The sequence below is a fragment of the Pseudomonas sp. GD03842 genome (assembly GCF_029841165.1).
In the GTDB taxonomy this organism is placed as follows: Bacteria; Pseudomonadota; Gammaproteobacteria; order Pseudomonadales; family Pseudomonadaceae; genus Aquipseudomonas.
In genome coordinates this window covers 32420-53035 of record NZ_JAOCEA010000011.1, presented here as the reverse complement: position 1 = coordinate 53035, position 20616 = coordinate 32420, and the positions used below count along the sequence as shown (strand labels likewise).

The 20616-nt window shown below is 59.5% G+C and carries 20 protein-coding genes; 10 read left to right on the top strand and 10 right to left on the bottom strand.

Annotated features, from left to right (window positions below):
* Nucleotides 1-114 precede the first annotated feature (114 nt).
* From N5D61_RS16495 to N5D61_RS16485, 3 genes are read left to right on the top strand one after another with little or no spacing between them, the layout of a single operon-like run.
* Nucleotides 115-354: a PP0621 family protein gene (locus N5D61_RS16495; RefSeq protein WP_108237881.1), complete on the top strand. Its 240-nt coding sequence runs from the start codon at nt 115-117 to the stop codon at nt 352-354.
* The gene (locus tag N5D61_RS16490) at nt 344-1936 is read left to right on the top strand and encodes an ATP-binding protein (RefSeq protein WP_108237880.1); all 1593 of its coding nucleotides are present in this window, start codon (nt 344-346) and stop codon (nt 1934-1936) included. The genes N5D61_RS16495 and N5D61_RS16490 overlap by 11 nt, the downstream gene beginning before the upstream one ends.
* A 2-nt stretch (nt 1937-1938) precedes the next feature.
* Nucleotides 1939-3279 carry a sigma-54 dependent transcriptional regulator gene (locus tag N5D61_RS16485; protein WP_279893570.1) on the top strand — a complete coding sequence of 447 codons (1341 nt, stop codon included), beginning with the start codon at nt 1939-1941 and terminating at the stop codon, nt 3277-3279.
* Between the two features lie 42 nt (nt 3280-3321).
* Here N5D61_RS16485 and thiO read toward each other — a convergent pair whose 3' ends face one another.
* Complete coding sequence (gene thiO, locus N5D61_RS16480; RefSeq protein ID WP_279893569.1) at nt 3322-4425, bottom strand: glycine oxidase ThiO; 1104 nt, start codon at nt 4423-4425, stop codon at nt 3322-3324.
* Nucleotides 4426-4615: 190 nt separating this feature from the next.
* Between thiO and N5D61_RS16475 the strand changes: the two genes are divergently transcribed.
* The 6 genes from N5D61_RS16475 (at nt 4616) to N5D61_RS16450 (ending at nt 11981) form a co-directional block, all read left to right on the top strand.
* Nucleotides 4616-5149: a GspH/FimT family pseudopilin gene (locus N5D61_RS16475; RefSeq protein ID WP_279893568.1), complete on the top strand. Its 534-nt coding sequence runs from the start codon at nt 4616-4618 to the stop codon at nt 5147-5149.
* Nucleotides 5143-5700 (top strand): type IV pilus modification protein PilV, encoded by a 558-nt coding sequence (gene pilV, locus N5D61_RS16470; protein WP_347881580.1) that lies wholly within the window; start codon nt 5143-5145, stop codon nt 5698-5700. Before N5D61_RS16475 ends, pilV (N5D61_RS16470) begins: the two co-directional genes overlap by 7 nt.
* On the top strand, nt 5697-6482 hold the full coding sequence (locus N5D61_RS16465; RefSeq protein ID WP_279893567.1) for a prepilin-type N-terminal cleavage/methylation domain-containing protein: 786 nt from the start codon (nt 5697-5699) through the stop codon (nt 6480-6482). The genes pilV (N5D61_RS16470) and N5D61_RS16465 overlap by 4 nt, the downstream gene beginning before the upstream one ends.
* A gap of 8 nt (nt 6483-6490) precedes the next feature.
* Nucleotides 6491-7042 (top strand): PilX N-terminal domain-containing pilus assembly protein, encoded by a 552-nt coding sequence (locus tag N5D61_RS16460; RefSeq protein ID WP_279893566.1) that lies wholly within the window; start codon nt 6491-6493, stop codon nt 7040-7042.
* Between the two features lie 134 nt (nt 7043-7176).
* Nucleotides 7177-11541, top strand: coding sequence for a PilC/PilY family type IV pilus protein (locus N5D61_RS16455; protein ID WP_279893565.1), 4365 nt, complete (start codon nt 7177-7179; stop codon nt 11539-11541).
* 14 nt (nt 11542-11555) lie between these two features.
* Entirely contained in the window at nt 11556-11981 is a 426-nt protein-coding gene (locus N5D61_RS16450) for a type IV pilin protein (RefSeq protein WP_279893564.1), read from the top strand.
* Between the two features lie 4 nt (nt 11982-11985).
* Here N5D61_RS16450 and N5D61_RS16445 read toward each other — a convergent pair whose 3' ends face one another.
* The 4 genes from N5D61_RS16445 to pilV (N5D61_RS16430) are packed head-to-tail and all read right to left on the bottom strand — an operon-like array spanning nt 11986 to nt 14055.
* Nucleotides 11986-12402 (bottom strand): type IV pilin protein, encoded by a 417-nt coding sequence (locus tag N5D61_RS16445; protein WP_279893563.1) that lies wholly within the window; start codon nt 12400-12402, stop codon nt 11986-11988.
* 10 nt (nt 12403-12412) lie between these two features.
* Entirely contained in the window at nt 12413-12898 is a 486-nt protein-coding gene (locus N5D61_RS16440) for a PilX N-terminal domain-containing pilus assembly protein (RefSeq protein WP_279893562.1), read from the bottom strand.
* A 12-nt stretch (nt 12899-12910) separates the two neighbouring features.
* A complete protein-coding gene (locus tag N5D61_RS16435; RefSeq protein WP_279893561.1) occupies nt 12911-13612 on the bottom strand; it encodes a pilus assembly protein PilW in 702 nt (233 codons plus the stop codon).
* Nucleotides 13609-14055 (bottom strand): type IV pilus modification protein PilV, encoded by a 447-nt coding sequence (pilV, locus tag N5D61_RS16430; RefSeq protein ID WP_279893560.1) that lies wholly within the window; start codon nt 14053-14055, stop codon nt 13609-13611. Before pilV (N5D61_RS16430) ends, N5D61_RS16435 begins: the two co-directional genes overlap by 4 nt.
* A 175-nt stretch (nt 14056-14230) precedes the next feature.
* Between pilV (N5D61_RS16430) and N5D61_RS16425 the strand changes: the two genes are divergently transcribed.
* The gene (locus N5D61_RS16425; RefSeq protein ID WP_279893559.1) at nt 14231-14731 is read left to right on the top strand and encodes a GspH/FimT family pseudopilin; all 501 of its coding nucleotides are present in this window, start codon (nt 14231-14233) and stop codon (nt 14729-14731) included.
* 6 nt (nt 14732-14737) lie between these two features.
* Here N5D61_RS16425 and ispH read toward each other — a convergent pair whose 3' ends face one another.
* From ispH to ribF, 5 genes are all read right to left on the bottom strand, one after another.
* On the bottom strand, nt 14738-15685 hold the full coding sequence (gene ispH, locus N5D61_RS16420) for a 4-hydroxy-3-methylbut-2-enyl diphosphate reductase (protein WP_108237868.1): 948 nt from the start codon (nt 15683-15685) through the stop codon (nt 14738-14740).
* Nucleotides 15686-15841: 156 nt separating this feature from the next.
* Nucleotides 15842-16294, bottom strand: a complete 453-nt coding sequence (fkpB, locus tag N5D61_RS16415) for an FKBP-type peptidyl-prolyl cis-trans isomerase (protein ID WP_108237867.1) — start codon at nt 16292-16294, stop codon at nt 15842-15844.
* Nucleotides 16287-16802 carry a signal peptidase II gene (gene lspA / locus N5D61_RS16410; protein WP_279893558.1) on the bottom strand — a complete coding sequence of 172 codons (516 nt, stop codon included), beginning with the start codon at nt 16800-16802 and terminating at the stop codon, nt 16287-16289. The genes fkpB and lspA overlap by 8 nt, the downstream gene beginning before the upstream one ends.
* A complete protein-coding gene (ileS, locus tag N5D61_RS16405) occupies nt 16795-19626 on the bottom strand; it encodes an isoleucine--tRNA ligase (protein WP_279893557.1) in 2832 nt (943 codons plus the stop codon). Before ileS ends, lspA begins: the two co-directional genes overlap by 8 nt.
* Before the next feature lie 21 nt (nt 19627-19647).
* Nucleotides 19648-20574 carry a bifunctional riboflavin kinase/FAD synthetase gene (gene ribF, locus N5D61_RS16400; RefSeq protein ID WP_279893556.1) on the bottom strand — a complete coding sequence of 309 codons (927 nt, stop codon included), beginning with the start codon at nt 20572-20574 and terminating at the stop codon, nt 19648-19650.
* Nucleotides 20575-20616: the final 42 nt, after the last annotated feature.

Here is a 20616-nt window from a genome sequence, read left to right as displayed (position 1 = left end):
GAGGTCCTACGGGGCCTCTTTTTCATTTCATACGGTTTATAACCGTTCTCACGACTGTGCGCCCGACGGCCCGTTGGCTACACTGCGGCATCTTCACTCACTAAGCTGACATCCATGATTCGCTTGATTATGTGGATCGCCCTCATCGTGGCGGTGGTCTGGTTCTTCAAACGCGTAACCAAACGCCCTGCCCCATCCGCCAAGGCCGCCGCGCCTGACACCGACGCAGCTCCCATGGTCCGCTGTGCCCACTGTGGCGTGCATGTGCCCCGAGATCGCGCCTTGAGCGCGGGACAGCAGTGGTACTGCACTGAAGCGCATCGTCTCCAGGGCCCGGCTGCACGTGACCGCTGAGACCCTCTCGCTGGCGACGCCTCAGGCCCAGCGCATCCTGCGGTTGTATCACCTGTACCGTCTAAGCATCGGGATCCTGCTGGTGCTGTTGATTTCCACCAGCCTGGACGCCGAACTGCTGGAACTGGCCGACATTGAACTGTTCAGGACCGGGTGCTGGCTGTATTTGGTATTAAATATTCTGGTGGTCGTGCTGCTCGAGCGCCCTCGCCGACAGGGCCAGTTGTTCACACTGGCCCTGTCCGACGCAGTGATGCTGTGTGCATTGTTTTACGCGGGCGGGGGTGCACCCAGCGGGTTGGGCAACCTCATCGTGGCGTCCGTAGCGATCAGCAATGTACTGCTGCGTCGCAAGACGGGCTTGCTGATCGCCGCCATCTCGGCCATTGGCATCATCTACCTGACGTTCTACATCAGTTACAACAAACCCGTTGCAGTCAACCACTTCGTCCAGGCCGGTTTGCTCGGCGCGCTGTGCTTCGCGGCAGCGCTGCTGGTGCAGACCCTTGCCCGGCGGTTGCAAGCCAGTGAGGACATCGCGGAACAGCGCGCAGCCGATGTCGACAACCTTGAAGAGCTCAACGCGTTGATCCTAGAGCGCATGCGCACCGGGATTCTGGTACTGGACGCCCACCATCGCGTGTTGCTGGCCAATCACAGCGCGCTGACCCTGCTAGGTCATGAGCGCCTGCTCGGTGAGGTTATCGATCCCTATTCACCGCAACTGATCGAGCGCCTGCGGCAGTGGCAAATCAACTCCTCGATGGCGCCGCGCAGCATTACCACATCAGCCATAGGCCCCGTATTACGCCCAGGCTTCATCGCACTGACCCGGGGCAATCAGCGTCATACCCTCGTGTTCCTCGACGATCTGTCGCAGATATCGCAGCAGGCCCAGCAACTCAAACTGGCCGCTCTGGGGAGGTTGACCGCCGGCATCGCGCATGAGATCCGCAACCCCCTGGGCGCCATCAGTCATGCCGCCCAGTTGTTGCACGAATCCGAGGAACTGACCGGCGCAGACCGGCGTCTGAGTCAGATCATTCAAGATCAATCACGACGGATGAATCTGGTGATCGAGAACGTCTTGCAGTTGTCCCGCCGACGTCAGACCGAACCCCATCTGCTCGACCTGCGCCAGTGGCTCGAACAGTTCGTCCGCGACCTGCGCAGTAATCTTCCCGTCGACCAGTCCGTGCATCTGGAAATGGGCTTTGGCACATTGACCACGCGCATGGATGCCGAACAACTGCAGCAAGTGCTGACCAATCTGGTTCAGAACGGACTACGCTACAGCGGTCAATTGCACGAGCGGGCTCAAGTCTGGCTTCGGCTGTTCCATGACGCTCAGAGTGATTTGCCCAGCCTCGAAGTGCTGGATGACGGCCCGGGCGTACCTGCCGAGCACCTGACCAAAATCTTCGAGCCCTTTTTCACCACTGAAAGCAAAGGAACGGGACTGGGCTTGTACCTCTCGCGTGAGTTGTGCGAAAGCAATCAGGCGAACCTGGACCATTCTCCGCGTGAAGGTGGTGGCTGTTGCATGCGGATCACTTTCGCCCATCCGTTCAAGTTGAGTTGAAGATGAGCCAACGGCAAAAAATCCTGATCGTCGACGACGAGCCCGATATTCGCGAGTTGCTGGAAATCACGCTAGGGCGCATGCGGCTGGACACGCGCAGCGCCCGCAACGTGAAGGAAGCCGAAGAGTGGCTGGCGCGCGAGCCTTTTGACCTGTGCCTTACAGACATGCGCCTGCCCGACGGCAATGGCCTGGAGCTGGTGCAGCATATTCAGAAGCGCCACACCCAGGTGCCCGTCGCGATGATCACCGCCCACGGCAACCTGGACACGGCCATCCATGCGCTGAAGGCCGGTGCCTTCGACTTTCTGACCAAACCTGTGGACTTGGGCCGCCTGCGAGAATTGGTCGGCAGCGCCCTGCGCCTGCACCAGTCGTCCTCCAATGACAACAGCATCGACCACCGCCTGCTCGGAAAGTCGCCCCCCATGCAGGCGCTGCGCAAGCAGATCGGCAAGCTCGCCCGCAGCCAAGCCCCCATCTACATCAGCGGTGAGTCTGGGAGCGGTAAGGAACTGGTCGCTCGGCTCATTCACGAGCAAGGGCCACGCGCCGACAAGCCGTTTATTCCGGTGAACTGTGGCGCCATTCCAAATGAATTGATGGAAAGCGAATTCTTCGGCCACCGCAAAGGCAGCTTCACCGGAGCCCATGAGGACAAGCCTGGCCTGTTTCATGCGGCGAATGGGGGCACGTTGTTTCTGGACGAGGTGGCGGATCTGCCACTGGCGATGCAAGTGAAACTGCTTCGGGCGATACAGGAAAAATCCGTGCGCGCTGTCGGTGGTCAGCAGGAACAGGTGGTGGACGTTCGCGTGCTCTGCGCGACCCACAAAGACCTGAGTGTGGAAGTCGCCGCCGAACGCTTCCGGCAGGATCTCTACTACCGCCTCAACGTGATCGAACTGCGCGTCCCGCCTTTACGCGAGCGCGGCGAAGACATCGAGGAAATCGCCAACAGCGTCCTTCGTCGTCTGGCAGAAGGCAGTGGCCAGCCCCCAGCCCGTCTTACCCCTCCCGCGCTGGCCGCCCTGAAGGGCTATCGCTTCCCCGGCAACGTTCGGGAACTGGAGAACATGCTCGAGCGGGCCTACACCCTGTGCGAAAACGACCAGATCCATGGGGACGATCTGCGCTTGGTCGACCCCGTTGCGGCCAACGAGTCGGGCGGCCCGCGTCTCGCGGACATCAACAACCTGGAGGACTATCTCGAGAACATCGAGCGCAAACTGATCCTTCAGGCCCTCGAAGAAACCCGGTGGAACCGAACCGCAGCGGCGCAGCGGTTGAACCTGACGTTCAGGTCGATGCGGTATCGATTGAAAAAGTTGGGCCTGGAATAGCGGGCAGGTGACGCCCGCTCAGCCCCTTAAGCAGCCCCCCATCTACTTCGTCAATCGTCCCCGCGGGGCGTATGGCGCTGGATCGATGATCGGCGAATCCCCCACAAGCAAATCCGTCAGCAACTGGCACGACGCCGGCGCCAGCACCAGGCCATTGCGAAAATGCCCGCAGTTCAGCCACAGCCCATCGTGCCCCGGCACTGGGCCGATGTAGGGAATGCCCTCCGGGGAGCCAGGGCGCAGCCCCGCCCAGTGCGCCACGACTTCGGCGTCCGCCAACGCCGGGATCAGTTCGATCGCCGACGCTTTCAGGCTCTCCAGCGCGCTGTCGGTTGGCGTCTTGTCGTAGCCTTGGTGCTCGAGCGTGCTGCCGATCAGGATATGGCCGTCGCGCCGTGGGATGGCGTAACGGCCCTTGGCGAGAATCATGCTCGGTAAGAAATCCGACGAGCATTTGTAAAGGATCATCTGCCCTTTTACTGGCTCCACGGGTAATTCCATTTCGAGCTTCCCAAGCAGATCACCGCTCCACGCACCGGCGGCCAGCACGACGCTGTCCCCGAGCAGCTCACCCGCCGAGGTCCGTACCCCGATAATGGCGTTTCCCCTGCGCACAAAATCGTTGACCTCACAGTGTTCGTGCAGCGTCACGTTGGGCATCGCCAGCAAGGCCGCCTTGAGTGATTTGACCAACCGCGGATTGCGCACGTTAGCGACGTCAGCCATGTGAATCGCGCGCTTGTATCCCGCCCCCATGACCGGGACTGCGTCGTACACAGCGGAGATGTCCACCGAAGACAACGGCCGTTGGAAGCGCGTTGCCCACTCGAGCGCTTGGCGTTCGTCGTCGAGGTCCAGCCAGTACAGTCCGGTTTTGTGAACCTCGGGGTCGATGCCGGTTTCGGCGAACAAGCGCTCGGCCAGCTGTGGATAAAAATCCTGAGACCAATGCGCCAGCGCTGTCACTGCCGGGCTGTAGCGCCATGGGTATAACGGCGAGACAATCCCTCCCCCTGCCCATGACGACTCTTGTCCAACGCCCGACCGGTCGATCAGAACGACCCTCTGCACCTTCGGCGCGAGATTGAAGGCCGTCAATAGACCAATGACGCCACCACCGATGATCACCACCTGTTGCCTGGACATGCAAAACCCGATCATTTGATGAAAAAACCACACGCCGGAGGTGCGCGAAGGCGTCGCAAACACCCGACTCAGGAAGCTGAAAACCACGCCGATGCCGCTGATCCGGCGAATATCTCCGGACATCTACTACAGCGCGACTTTGAACCTGAGTAGTATCACCATATTTCTAACGAAAAATGGAATTTCCTTGATGGATTTCAGCTCTGGCCTTACGCGTCCGGTTTCGCGTCGCAGCTGGCAAAGTCCTATGAGGGGCAACAGCCACGGATTCACCCTGATCGAATTGATCGTGGTGGTCGTGATCGTGGGCATTTTTGCGGCGATGGCGGTACCGAACTTTACCGGCTTGATCCACCGGATGAACGTTCGGGCAGCGGCTGATGAGTTTTATGACCTGATGCAGTATGCGCGAGCGGAGGCGGTGACGCGGGGGACGACCGTGAATATCAGCGCACCGATGAACACGACCAATATCGTCGTGGCACTGGGTGCAGATGGAAAGGGAGCCCAGCTAAGACAGATTGGTGCTAACGGACTCCAGACGGGTGTCAGCATCAACTCCTCCGTGAACAGCATCAACTTCTCACCGACCGGTACGGCGTCAACAGCTGCCTGCTTTCAGGTGCTCTATCCGACGGACACGAACGTTGCCTCGCAGTACGTCACACTGCTGACCAGTGGGCGGGTCTCTGCACCTAACGCCACAAAACCGAGTGGATGCTGATGAACGTATCCGCACCGAGCACCACCCGAGGCTTCAGCATGATCGAAGTGCTGGTCAGCCTGATCATCATCGCAATTGGCGTGTTAGGCATGGTCGCGTTACAGAGCAAGGCCATTCCGTACACACAAGATTCCACGCAACGAAACACTGCCATCATGCTCGCGGACGACCTGATTGACATCATTCGTACCGCAGGCAGTTGTACCACGGCGAACGGGTGCGTTGTTGCGCCCGGGGCAAGCTTTCCAAACCCGCCCGACAACTGCAGCCCCTCACCGGCAACGCTTTCCGGCCAGATCGGTTGCTGGGCCGATCAAGCGGCTCGGGCTCTGCCGGGGGCCAAGAGCTTGCTCAGCAGCTCCTTTTACATTTGCCGCAGTGTTACGCCGGGCGACGTGACCACATCAGCCTGCGGCACGAGCAGTGCAACGAATTCGGAAATTGAAATCCAGATTGCCTGGACAGTGAAAACAGCGGCCGATTGCATGGACGCTAACGTTACAGGGACGGGCACAACGTGTACCTATCGCATCCGGACGCGCCTGCCATGAACAGTCCTTTGCGCAGCATTCATTCATCGAAACACCAGCGCGGGTTGTCGCTGATCGAGCTGATGGTGGCGATGCTGATCGGCTTGTTTCTGATTCTGGGGGTGACGCAAATCTTCATCAACAACCAGAAAAGTTACTTGTTCCAGCAGGGCCAAGTCGGCAATCAGGAGAATGGTCGCTTCGCGCTGGCAATCCTCAATCAGGAACTGTCGAAAGCGGGTTATCGCAGCAATCCGATCAAGGCATTTCCAGCAGGCACGGGTCAGGGATGTACGTTTTCGGAAGGGACTTCCGTCATTGCAGCATCAAGCACGTCGGTCTGTATCCGGTATCAGGCCGCCAACAAAGCGGACGCGAACTGTCTGGGCGGGTCATTGGCCAGCGCCGACCAAGACTCCATCGTCACGCCCTACCGTCAGACCAACCCCATCGTCGTAGAGAAAATCTGGTTTGACGCCAACTCCAGCTCGATCACTTGCAGCACCGGATCGACATCACAGCAATTGGTGACTGGAGTGGCCGCGCTCACCTTCGACTACGGCTCAGGGCCGGCCGACTCCAAGTCCGTGACCAACTTCAGCACCAGCCCGACGGGCACCGTCGGGTCGGTGCGCTACACCATCCTCATGAAAAGCCCTGGAACGGCGTCGATCAGGGATACAGACAGCACGTCGGCAGCGCTGGCGGAATGGAAAAGACGGTTTGGCACCGGCCCCGATGACAGTAATCAGATTTATCAGTTGGTGCAGGGGACCACGATGATCAGGAACCAGATGCAATGAGCGTCCTCATGCCACGTTCCTTCTCCGCTCAACATCGGCCCCAAAAAGGCGCCACACTGCTTGTGGCGATCATGATGTTGCTCGTCATAACGCTGCTTGCGCTGTCGAGCATGCGCGGCGTTTCGCTGGAGTCGCGCATTACCGGCAACCTTAAATCGCAAAAGACGTTGTTCAACGCGGCCGAGGGAGGTTTGCGAATTGCGGAGAACAGCATCAGTACCACCAAAGCCGCTTCACTCGACAGCACCTGCATCGCAACGTCATGCCTGCGCTGGGGGTTATCCGACCTGGCGACCACTGCCACCCGAGACACACCGCAACGGTTTACGACGGCCGACGGCAACAATGTCGCCAACCTGACGACCAATTACAACGTCAAGGTTCAGTGGTACGTGGTTGACCTGGGCAACCTCGTGGGCTCCAGCCAAGGTAACTGTGCTGCGACAGGGTGCGGCCCCCACCACTATGAAGTCAACGCGTGTGCATCGACCGTGCTCTGCACAAGCGATACCACCACTCCTCGCATCATTCTGCGCACCGTCATTGCCCGGTATTACTAATGAATATTTGCCAGTGCAGGAACGCTTTTCGAGCGCTCGTCATCGTAAGACGGATTGCAACCGTATCGCTCGCCTTATGCGCGTCGACACCGTTGGCGCAGGCTGCCGTAAGCCAAGTCCCCACTCAGGCCCCGTTGTTCGTCAACAACTCGGTGCCGCCGCTGAACATGCTCATCGTGGGGCGTGACCATAAGCTGTTTTTCCCCGCCTACAACGATGCTTCCGATCTGGATGGAGACGGGTCGATCGAGATCCGCTACAAACCGTCGCTGACCTATTTGGGATATTTCGATTCCAACGTGTGCTACAGCTATACCGGTTCTTATTTTGCAGCAGCCGACACTGTGCTGGCGGATACCGTTGGCAACACCAAGAAATGTACGTCGCAAGCCGGTCGATGGAGCGGTAACTACCTCAATTACCTCACGACGTCGCGAGCGGATGCATTGCGCAAGGTGCTTTACGGCGGTTATCGGAGCACCGATACCGCAACACAGACCATCCTCGAACGCGCTTATATCCCCACAGACGCTCACACTTGGGGCAAGGAGTACAACGGCCCCGGGACCGACGCCGACGGTTACAGCCTGTCGGACTACACCCCGTTCTCGAGCCCGGCCAGCGGCAACCGCGCACTCTTCGCTAACAACACCCAATCCAGTGCTCCCCTCCTGCGTGTAGTGCCCAGCATTGCCAACGTGCGCATCTACGGATGGGTTTCCCGGGAGGTAACTCAGGGCGGAGCGAAAGCCAACGACACCAGCTTCAAGGAGGTCGACCTGACCTCTCAAATCCAGGATTTCAACGTCCGGGTCGAAGTCTGTAAAAAAGATGCCAACATCCCGCTGGAGAGCAACTGCAAGCTCTATCCCAATGGCAACTACAAGCCCACTGGCATCCTTCACGACTATGGCGAAGGCAACCAGATGTACTTCGGCCTGATGACTGGCACCTACGCAAACAACCTTCAGGGCGGAGCCATTCGCAAAGCGATCAGCAGCTTTACCAACGAAGTGGATACGTCCACTGGCATATTCGGCACGAAGAACGCGACCGGCTCCGGCTACACCAAGGGCGGTATCATCGGCAGTCTCGATAGTCTGAAAATTTCCCGCGGCGCTTGCTCTACGCAAGGTAACTCGATCACGAACGGGACGTGTGCGGATTGGGGCAACCCACTGGCTGAAATGATGTTCGAGACCCTGCGCTATTTCAGTGGAGCGAACAGCGATGGCAGTAACGTGGCGCCCACCACTGCCTACCTCTCCGGAACCAGCGATACGGCATTGGGGCTTTCAGGACTCACGACTTGGACCAACCCTTATTCTTCGTCCCCAAACCCTGATGCGACCAACCCGACGTATCCCAGTTGCTCCAAGCCGTTTCAGACGCTATTCAGTGATATCAACCCAACTTATGACTCAGACCTCCCAGGCAGTGCCTATCCCACGATCAGCACCCCCACCGCGACCCCGGCACTGAAAGACTTCAACGCGGGGACGATTGGGCAAAAAATATGGACCAACGACGTTGGCTCGGGAAGTAAAAACATCAACATCGGGCAAACGCCTGCCAGTTGGAACGGCGGGGTCACTCCCAGCTACGATGATCTGGCTCCCACTGCGAAGAGCGCCTCCAGCTTCGGCAACATTCGGGGCCTACCGGAGGAGCCGGCGAAGCAAGGCACCTTTAACGCGGCCTCCGTTGCCTATTTCGGGAACACTTATCCCATTACATCGCTCGGCAGCCAGAGAGTTCAGACCTTCTCCATTGCGCTGTCCTCGACGCTTCCTCGCATTCAGATGCCTGTCGGGAGCGGCACCATCACGCTTTTGCCCTACGGCAAAGTGGTCAATACCAACGGCGTGACCGAACAGATCACGGGCTTTTACATCGATTCGCTGTACAACCTACCCGGTCAGCCTGCCAACCCCAACGTTAACAATGGGCGACCTCAGGCCGTATTCCGTGTCGTGTTCGACGACAGTGGACAGGGCGGCGATTACGACATGGACGCCATCGTGCTCTATACCGTGTCGGTGGTGAGGAAGGACGGGGTCGACACCCTGGACGTGCGTCTTGAAACGACCTACGCACAGGCGGGTTATGAATCGCACATGGGTTACACCATATCCGGTACCACTGCGGACGGCATCTATCTAGAGGTGACCGGAGGTGGTAACGGCAACCAGCACTACGCCCTTGACACACCCGGCAACCAACTTCCTAACTCCTGTAAGGACGGGTGTACAGGAAGCAGCACGTTGCTTCCGGGCATGCGCTCAGGCAGCACGGTGGTCAACGGCTCGACGTTCAAGACACGTAATTTCACGCCCTCCTCCGCGCGCTCGGTGACCAACCTTCAGGACCCACTGTGGTACGCCGCCAAATGGGGCGGTTTCGGCAACTCGAGCAACACGTCCAATAGCCTCCCTGTCAGCGGGCAATGGGATTCCAATGTTTCGGGCACGCCTGACAATTATTTTCTCGTCAGCAGTGCCTCTACGCTGAAGGCGCAACTGCAGGCTGCTTTTAGCCAGATTCTGCAGAAAAACACATCGGTTGCCGCCCCATCCGCGTCCCCGACGCCCAACACCTCCCAGTCGACGACCACCTACACCAGCAGCTTCAACGTCACGCAATGGAGCGGCGACCTCACCAAAGCCACTGAAAGTTATGACACGACAGGGACAAGCAAATCCACCACGGTCAACTGGACGGCATCCACGAACATTCCGGAGCCGGGCCGGCGAAACATCCAGATGGCAAACGCAGCGGGCAATGGGCTGCAGGATTTCACCTACGCCAATCTGAGCAACAAGACCTACGGGGGCGTCAATCTGCAGACGACACTCACCGCTGATCAAGTGGCCTTCATTCGAGGAGTGCGCTCGCTGGAGGGCACCACCTTCCGCAGACGCCTTTCCCCACTTGGAGACATCGTCGACGCTCAACCTGTACTCGTTGACTCAGCCACCTTTATTACGTCAGTAGCAGACTCGTTGAGCGGTGCGAACAAGTATGCAGAGTTCAAAACATCCGCTGCCGCACGTACTCCACTTGTGTATGTTGGCGCGAACGACGGGATGTTTCATGCGTTCGATGCAGGCACAGGTGTGGAGAAGTTCGCTTTCGTGCCCACGGCGGTCATCCCATCTCTCGCCACGTTGTCCAGTAAAACCTACAACACTGACTCGAGCCTGCATCGTTTCTACGTGGACGGCACAGCGGCGGTGTCGGATGTGTATTTCAGCAGCGATAACTTATGGCATACCGTCTTGATCGGTACGTTGGGGGCGGGAGGTAAAGAACTTTTTGCCTTGGACGTGACCAACCCGAACAGCATAAAACTGCTGTGGGAATTCACGTCGCAAACCGATACCGACTTAGGCTATACCTTTTCCACTCCTTACATCTCCAAGCTCCATTCCGGTGAATGGGGCGTGATAGTGGGGAGCGGCTATAACGGCAACAATGGTAATGCAACCCTGTTCGTCATCAACGCCGAAACGGGCGCCACCATTGCCAAACTCAAAACGCCCGATAGCAACCCCAAGGTCGACAACGGCCTTTCCACACCAGTGATTCTGGACTCAAACGCCGACGGGATAGCTGATTACGTCTACGCGGGCGACTTGCTGGGCAACCTCTGGCGCTTCGACCTCATAGGTCCAGGATCGCTGACGGCCACGGCCACGGCGAGCAATTATAAGGTTTCATTTGGCGGTAAACCGCTGTTCACGGCCACCGCACCTACCAGTGGTGCGGCCGCCCAGTCCATCACGATTTCGCCGTTGGTCATACCCCACCCAACTGGCACTGGCACACTGGTGATCTTTGGTACGGGCCGCTATTTCGCGTCTGCAGACAAGTCCAGCACGGATTTGCAGTCCTTGTATGGCATCTGGGACCCCCTTACCGCCGCGCAAACGGCGACCACACCCGCAGGCACGACAACGTCGACATCATTGAGCAGAACCAACCTGCAATCTCAAACCCTCTCAACCGTAGGTGGCAGCATTGGCACGAGCACCGGTCTCAGGACAGTGACACGAAACCCGGTCGACTGGACATCCAAGTACGGTTGGTACCTTGACCTCACCACGGGCACACCGTTGACCGGAGAGCGGGTGGTCGACGCACTGGATATTCAGGGCAGTGTTTTGGCAGTGGCAACCCGAACGCCTATCACGGGAGTATGCGAGGCAGGCGTCCAGGGCAAGCGGCTGGCATTGGACCCAAATACCGGCGGGGGCACGGCCTTCCCTGTTTTCGATTTCTCTCGAAACGGCGTAGTGGGCAGTGAGGACAATTTGAATGGCACCACGATCATCAGTGGTTTCGACTCAGTCGCCGGCGGTTTTGTGATAGTGCCGGGCAACAGCCCTTCGGGGCTTTCCACGATGTACGGAAGCGACGGCGCCAACAGTGCGATGAATATGTTTACGGGCTTCCAGTACAATGGCCGCCAGACGTGGCGCGTCATCCCCACACAATGAACGCAGAGTTGAATATGTACACTCGACCCCAACAACAACGTGGCTTCACCCTGATCGAACTGATGATCACCGTTGCCATTGTCGCGATTCTGGCAGCGATCGCGTACCCGAGTTATACCAAATACGTCCAGCGCGGCTATCGCTCGGAAGGGCTTGCGCTGTTGAATGACGCAGTCGCCCGGACCGAACGCTATTACGCACAAAACAACAGCTACAAGGTAACCCTCAAATCGATAGGCTTGGTTTCCGACGATAATGTCGCCACGGTGAACTCGGCGAATGGCAAGTACCAGTTAAGCCTCGTATCCTCGACCGACACTACATATACCTGGAAAGTTACGCCTCTGGGAGCTCAGCAAAATGATGCCTGTGGCACGTTGAGCATCGCCCAGGATGGAACGAAAACGACTTCCACCAATGCCACGGACTGCTTTAAGTAATCGATCATCGCCCCCAACACCACTCCACACTGGCATCACCCGCCATCCCTTGGTTGTCACGCCTGCCAGTATGATCGATCACAAACCCACCGCATCGGTCGCCACTCATCGATGTGCCGGCCCGGGGGAGCGCGGTCAGTGAAAACGCGCGCTGCGAACGCTCAGCCTCGATCACATAGAACGCGTTCCCCTCAGACACCTCATGCTGGCGAACAGGAGGGCCTTGGCTGTCCGAGTACTGCCCTGCTTTTGAATAAAAGCGCTCCAATCGATGGGCCTCGTCGATCAACAGCGCGGCGATCTCGGCGCGACGGACTTTGCGCACATGCTCGCTGTACGCCGGATAGGCGATGCTCGCGAGGATTGCGGCAACAGCGATGGCTATCAGCAACTCGACCAGCGTGAAGCCTCGTCCTTTCATGTGCAGCCCCTCACAAACGCTGGCGCCACATGATGCGTTGCGCTTCGGTGTGGAGGCTTTCGAGCACCGTCCGGCTCGTCCCCTGAAGGCCAATGGCAGTGACGCGATAAAGTTTCTGCGGCCGTTCCAGAGCCTGACCGCCAACGACATCTTCGATCTCGCCCAGGTATTGAATGCCTAACAAGCCGTTGGAGCGAGCAGCCCACACCACCCCGGAAGCGCCGCGCGCTGCTTCGGTCAATGTCATGGCTTCCGGTGGCGGGAGACACGCGACAGGGCTTGGACATCGCGCCTGTGAAAAGCCAGGAGATTGCACCTGCGCCTCACCCAGACGCAACGTCGACTCGGCGGCTTGGAACGTGGCGTCCCGCGCTGCCTGGCTCCCTGCCATCTTTTCCTGGAGTGTGGCGTTCTGCATCGAGGACGTGGCGAGCAAGGTCAACAGCAATAAAAAAACCAGACCGACGATCAATACGGCTCCTCGCTGCGTTGCCACTGCCCGCCCTCCTCAATGCAATCGGTTGCGAATGGCCGCAACGGCGTGAAAGGTCTGTTCCCGCGCGTGATCCATCGGGTCGAACAACACCAGGCTCATGCGCACACTTCGAACCCGTGCGGGATCAGGTTGCGAGGTGTAACGCGCGACCCTGGGGACATCGGGCCCAACCGCTTCACCGAACAACACAGTGAAGTTCCGAACATGGCTCAACAACGGCTGACCATCGAGCGTGAGTTCGTTGCGCTGCGCATTGAAGCGGTAGACATGCTGTTGAATGGGCATCGCAATTTGACCAGGCAACAGTGACGGCGCGCGTCCTCGTGACCAGGCCACCGCCGAAGAGGTGCAATCGGTGTGGATGACCCAGTCGTGCCACGTTCGGGCGGGGTCGACTGAGGCTGTGATCAGTGTCAACGATCGCTGTGCGGCGTCCCACTTCAACGGTGCGTTGAACGCCGTGGAGAAGCGCCCGGCCTGGCTCTCGTCGCGAATGCTCCGCAGGCAGCCGAACATGCCCACCAGGCGTATGTCCTCCGCCATTTTGCTCAGCACAAAGCGGGCATCTTCCTGCAGGGCCGCCGAAGCGGCCTGGCTGAGGTACGTGCGTTTCGAACCGATGAACAGTTGCGTCAACGCCAGTGTGATCACGAGCCCAAGCACCAATGCCAGCAGCGCTTCGATCAACCCGAACCCGACCATCCGGCGCATCATGGCCAATGCTCCGGCCCAATGTGGCTGCTCACCGTCAGCCGTTGCCGAGGCTGACTTTCGAGGGCGTGGGCGCGGCTGTCGTCCCACTCCAACGTAATCGTGGCCTGACTGCCCGTTAGCTGAACGGACGCCTCTACATCCTCGCCCACGGCTCGTTTCAACTGGTCCGCAAAATCGAAAAGGTCCTGATTGCGGGGCTGGTCCAGCTGCCCTACTGCAGGGGCCTGGTCCAGGGACGAGAGGGCGTAACGGGGATCTGGATTGGCGCGCATGCGCTCCAGCAAATCGTGGGCGATAAAACTCACCTGCGTGCTGCGCAACGCGCTGTCGGTCTGCTTCAATGCATTGGCCTGCAGAAGCGACACCCCCAAAACACCCACCGCCAACACCAGCACCGCCAGCAACACTTCGATCAAGGTGACGCCAGACTGCCTTGCCATCATCCGCAATTACCTTTGCGATTACCGTGCAGACACCATTGAAGACGAGGGTGAGCGCTTCGTCGGGGGTGTTGTGTTACTGGAGCTTGCGGACATATCGGCTGACAATCGGCGCCCTTGTCAGCCGTGCCGTTGAAGGGTTTGCTGATGCACTGCGATGCAGGGAAAAGGGCAAATCATGCAGAAAGGGCTGACGCTGATCGAATTGCTGATGGGGTTGGTCGTGGTCGGTATCCTGGCAGTGCTCGCCACGCCCGCCTTTCACTCACTGATCGAATCCCAACGGCGACACGACGCGGCCCGGCAACTGACCACCGGGTTGCGGATGGCGAGAGTCGAGGCGATCCAGCGTGGTTACCCTGTGATCGTGCAGGCGTCGGGTGGGCGCTGGAGTGACGGCTGGAGCGTGTTCGTTGACACCAATCGCAATCGATACAGGGATGAGAATGAAACGACACTGGCCGAGCGTAACGGGCATCGGCGCGTGAAGGTGATCGGCAACGGCGGGGTGTCCAGCCAGGTCGGCTTCGACAGCAGCGGGAGGCTGCTGAACAACGCGAACGGCACGCTGGCCGTCTGCCACAAGGACTCACCCGCCAGTCATTTTCAGATTGCGATCGCCGTGACCGGGAGGGTGACTCTGCGCAGCGAAGGATTCAGCACCGAACCCTGCGCCTGACCCGCGTTACTGAACCTGCTTGACCCGCAACTCTTTGGGCATCGAGAACGTGATGTTCTCCTCGCGACCGGCAAGTTCATCCGCCCCCGTCGCGCCCCACGCCTGCAATTGCTGAATCACACCCCGCACCAGAACTTCCGGGGCGGACGCACCCGCCGTGATGCCGATGCGCTCGACGCCATCGAACCAACTGCGCTGCATGTCTTCAGCACCATCGATCAGGTAGGCGGGGGTCGACATACGCTCGGCGAGCTCCCGCAGTCGGTTGGAGTTGGAGCTGTTGGGGCTGCCCACTACCAGCACCACATCGCACTCATCGGCAAGCTGCTTGACCGCGTCCTGGCGGTTCTGGGTGGCGTAACAGATATCATCCTTGCGCGGGCCGCCGATCGCTGGGAAACGCAGGCGCAGCGCATCGATCACCCGGCTGGTGTCATCCATCGACAGCGTCGTCTGTGTGACGAAAGCGAGCTTCTCCGGATTTTGGACCTGAAGGTTCGCAACATCCTCCTCATCCTCGACCAGATAGATCGCACCGCCATTGCTGGCGTCGTACTGCCCCATGGTGCCTTCGACTTCAGGGTGCCCCTCATGACCGATAAGAATGCACTCGCGCCCATCGCGGCTGTAACGGGCCACTTCGATATGCACCTTGGTCACCAGCGGACACGTAGCGTCGAAGACTTTAAGGCCACGGCCAGCGGCTTCGCTGCGCACTGCTTGCGAGACGCCGTGAGCGCTGAAGATCACGATGACATCGTCGGGGACCTGATCCAGCTCCTCGACGAAGACGGCGCCGCGGCTGCGCAAATCCTCGACGACGAATTTGTTATGAACCACTTCATGGCGCACGTAGATGGGCGGGCCAAACACTTCCAGCGCGCGATTGACGATTTCGATCGCGCGGTCTACCCCAGCACAGAAGCCGCGTGGGTTGGCGAGTTTGATTTGCATGATGTGCCTCGTATCTTGCGCGCAAGAAATAGCGAAAACGGTAAAGCCCGTCGTGGGCGCTGGCTCGCTCGCGATGGGGCTTGATCCTCGACAGCGTCGTCGATCGTAGCTCCCTCACCAGCAGCCGAGCGCCTACCTGTGACCCTGCTCGGTCATTTACAGCGGTTTGACCTCGAAAATCTCCACCTCGAAAGTCAATGTCTTGCCTGAAAGCGGGTGATTGAAATCGACCGTCACCTGCTCGTCGTCAAACGCTTTCACCACACCGGGCAGCTCAGTGTTGGCCGCATCGTTGAAGATCACCAGCAACCCTTCGGCCAGTTCCATACCCTGGAATTGCGAGCGGGGCATGATCTGCACGTTTTGCGGGTTGGGCTGACCGAAGGCATTCTCCGGCGGCACTTCGATCTTGCGCTTATCACCTGCCTTCAGGCCGAAGATCATCGACTCGAAGCCAGGCAGCAGGTTGCCGTCGCCGACCTTGAAGGTGGCCGGCGCCTTGTCGAAGGTGCTGTCGACCGTGTCACCGTTTTCCAGGTGCAAGGCGAAATGCAGCGTGACTTCCGTGTTCTGACCGATGCGTGTTTCCTGAGTGGCGTGTTCAGTCATGAACGGGCTCTCCGGTTTTCTTGCTCTTGAACATGTCCAACGCAAGCATGATGGCACCAACGGTGATCGCACTGTCGGCAAAGTTGAAGGCCGGGAAATACCAGCGGGTGTCCCAGTGCACCAACACGAAGTCGATGACGTGGCCGATGACGATACGGTCATACAGGTTACCCAGCGCTCCGCCCAACACCAGCGCCAATGCGATGGCGAGCCAGGTCTCGTTGCGCCCCAGACGCTTGAGCCAGACCACCAGAACCGCACTGACCACCACGGCGATCAGGGCGAACAGCCAGCGCTGCCAGCCTGAACTGTCGGCCAGGAAACTGAAGGCGGCACCGGTGTTGTAGGCCAGCGTCCAGCTGAAATAGCTGGGAATCACCACGATCTGCTGATACAGGCTCAGCGAGTGCTCGAAGTAGTACTTGCTGGCCTGATCGACGATCAAGACCAGCACGCTCAACCACAGCCAGCTCAAACGGCCCATGCGGCCAGCCGACGCGTTAGGCATAGTGACGAACCTCGCCCGCACCGCTGATGTTGGCGACGCAACGCCCGCAGATTTCCGGGTGTTCGGCATTCGCGCCGACGTCTTCGCGGAAATGCCAGCAACGACCGCACTTCGCATAGCCAGACTTGACCACTTTCAGTTTCAGTCCCGCCACTTCGGTGACGACTGCATCGGCAGGCGCGCTGGCGAATGGGGCGACATTGGCCTTGGAGGTGATCAGTACAAAACGCAGCTCGTCGCCCAGCTTGCTCAGGTCGCCGGTCAGTGCGTCTTCGGCATACAGCGTCACTTCGGCTTGCAGGTTGCCACCAATGGCCTTCTGGGTACGCTGGTTCTCCAGCTCCTTGTTGACGGCGGCCTTGACCGCCATGACCCGCTCCCAGTAGGCGCGATCCAGCTCGAAGCCTTCGGGCAGCTCACTCAGGCCGGCATACCAGGTATTGAGCATGACCGACTCGTTGCGCTCGCCCGGCATGTACTGCCACAGCTCGTCGGCGGTGAACGCCAGGATCGGTGCGATCCAGCGGACCAGCGCTTCGGAGATATGAAACAGAGCCGTCTGACACGAACGACGAGCCTTGCTGTTGGCACCCGTGGTGTACTGGCGGTCCTTGATGATGTCCAGATAGAACCCGCCCAGTTCCTGCACACAGAAGTTGTGCACTTTGGAGTAGACGTTCCAGAACCGGTATTCGCTGTAATGCTCTTCCAGCTCGCGCTGCAACAGCAGCGCGCGGTCGACGGCCCAGCGATCCAGCGCCAGCATGTCTTCGGCAGGCAACAAATCGGTGGCCGGGTTGAAACCACTGAGGTTGGAAAGCAGGAAGCGGGCGGTGTTGCGAATGCGGCGGTACGCATCGGCGCTGCGCTGCAGGATAGTTTCCGAAACGGCCATCTCACCCGAATAATCGGTCGCCGAAACCCATAGACGCAGGATATCCGCGCCCAGGGTGTCGTTGACTTTTTGCGGTGCGATGACATTGCCCAGCGATTTGGACATCTTGCGGCCGTTCTCGTCCACGGTGAAGCCATGGGTGAGCAGCTCGCGATAAGGGGCGTTGCCATCGATGGCGCACCCCGTCAGCAGCGAGGAGTGGAACCAGCCACGGTGCTGGTCCGAACCTTCCAGGTACAGGTCGGCACGAGGCCCGGCCTGATGGCCCATGGGGTGGGAACCGCGCAGCACATGCCAATGCGTGGTGCCCGAATCGAACCAGACGTCGAGCGTGTCGGTGATCTTGTCGTACTGCGAGGCTTCATCGCCCAGCAGCTCGGCAGCGTCCATCTTGAACCAGGCTTCGATACCTTCCTGCTCGACGCGTTGAGCGACGGCTTCCATCAATTCGACGGTGCGTGGGTGCAGCTCGCCGCTTTCCTTGTTCAGGAAAAACGGGATCGGCACGCCCCAGTTGCGTTGCCGCGAAATACACCAGTCGGGGCGGTTGGCGATCATCGAATGCAGACGCGCCTGGCCCCAGGCCGGTACGAACTTGGTCTCTTCGATGGCTTTGACGGCGCGCTCACGCAGGGTGTCGCCCGATGCAGGTTGCTTGTCCATGCCGACGAACCACTGGGCGGTAGCGCGGTAGATCAGCGGGGTCTTGTGACGCCAGCAATGCATGTAGCTGTGGGTGATGGTTTCGGTGTGCAGCAGCGCACCGACTTCCTGCAGCTTCTCGATGATCGCCGGGTTGGCTTTCCAGATGAACTGGCCGCCGAAGAACTCCAGCGACTGCGCGTAGACGCCGTTGCTCTGGACCGGGGTCAGGATGTCGTCGTTTTTCATGCCGTACTGTTTGCACGTCACGAAGTCGTCCTCGCCGTAGGCCGGTGCGGAGTGAACCACCCCGGTGCCTGCGCCCAGCTCGACGTACTCCGCCAGGTAGACGGGCGACAATCGGTCGTAGAAGGGATGGCGGAAGTCGATGCGTTCCAACGCTGCACCCGGCGCCGTGGCAATCACCGAACCCTCGAGGCTCCAGCGTTTAAGGCAGGCCTCGACCAGTTCTTCAGCCAATACCAGCAGGCGCGCGCCCGTGTCGACCAGCGCGTAGCTGATTTCAGGGTGAACGTTGAGTGCCTGGTTGGCCGGAATGGTCCATGGCGTGGTGGTCCAGATCACGATGGCAGCCGGTTTGTTCAGGCTCGGCACACCGAACGCCGCTGCCAGCTTGTCGGCATCGGCAATCGGGAACGCCACGTCGATGGTCGACGACTTCTTGTCCTGGTATTCGACCTCCGCCTCAGCCAGTGCCGAGCCACAATCAAAGCACCAGTTCACCGGTTTCAGGCCCTTGAACACGAAGCCGTTCTTGACCATTTCTGCCAGCGCACGGATTTCCCCGGCTTCGTTGGCGAAATCCATGGTGCGATACGGGTTGGCCCAGTCACCGAGAACACCCAGGCGAATGAACTCGGCCTTCTGGCCTTCGATCTGCTCGGCGGCGTAGGCGCGGCACAGCTCTCGGGTCTTGTCCGCAGGCAGGTTCTTGCCATGGGTGACCTCGACCTTGTGCTCGATCGGCAGGCCATGGCAATCCCAGCCCGGCACGTAAGGGGCGTCGAACCCGGCAAGGGTCTTCGAACGGACGATCATGTCCTTGAGAATCTTGTTGACCGCATGACCGATGTGAATATTGCCGTTGGCGTAGGGAGGGCCGTCGTGCAGGACGAACTTGGGACGGTCCTTGCCAATTTCACGCAGCTTCTGGTACAGGCCAATGCTGTCCCAGCGCTGCAGAGTTTGCGGCTCGCGCTGGGGCAGGCCGGCCTTCATCGGGAAGGCGGTGTCCGGAAGATTAAGCGTGGCTTTGTAGTCGGTCATTTCAGGCTCTGTAAATAGCGGTTAGCCATGCCAATGGGCACGGGCGGCAGCGACATCCGCATCGATCGCCGTCTTGAGTGCCTCGAGTGAGGCAAAACGCTGCTCATCACGCAGCTTTTGGTGGAAGACCACCGTCAGTCGCCGGCCGTAGATATCACCGGCAAAATCTAGAAGATGTATCTCGAGGTGAGGGCGTCCGTCCCCCGCCACCGTCGGGCGCACACCGATGTTCGCGACGCCCGGCCAGACCTTGCCGTCGATTTCGGCACTCACAAGGTACACACCACTGAGCGGTACGCGGCGACGCTTGAGCTGCACGTTGGCGGTGGGCGTGCCTAACTGGCGAGCCAGCTTCTGGCCATGCAACACCCGCCCAGTGATTTCGAACGGGCGGCCCAGCAGACGCTCGGCCAGCTTGAAATCGCCTGCGGCCAGCGCGTTGCGCACCTGCGTGCTGCTGACCCGCACGCCGTCGATTTCCACGGTCTGCGCCGCTTCGACGGTAAAGCCCTTCTCCGCGCCGACCCGTTGCAGGAAGTCGAAATCGCCGATCCTGTCACAGCCGAAACGGAAGTCGTCGCCGACTTCCAGATGCTTCACGCCCAGGCCATCGATCAATACCGTGTCGACGAACTCCGTCGCGCGCAGCTTGCTGAGCTGATGGTTGAACGTGAGGCAGAGCACCCTGTCGATGCCCTCGGCGGCCAGCAGGTCGAGCTTGTCGCGCAGGCGGGCCAGCCGGGCCGGAGCAGTATCCGGTGCAAAGAACTCACGGGGCTGGGGCTCGAAAATCACGACACAACTGGGCAGGCCCAATTCGAGGGCGCGCTCGCGCAACCTTGCCAGGATAGCCTGGTGGCCGCGGTGAACACCGTCGAAATTGCCAATGGTGGCGACGCACCCTCTCTGGTGGGAGTGCAGGTTGTGAAGGCCTCGAACCAGCTGCATAACGCGCTTCTTGCTCATAAAGTGGCCGATTATAACCATACA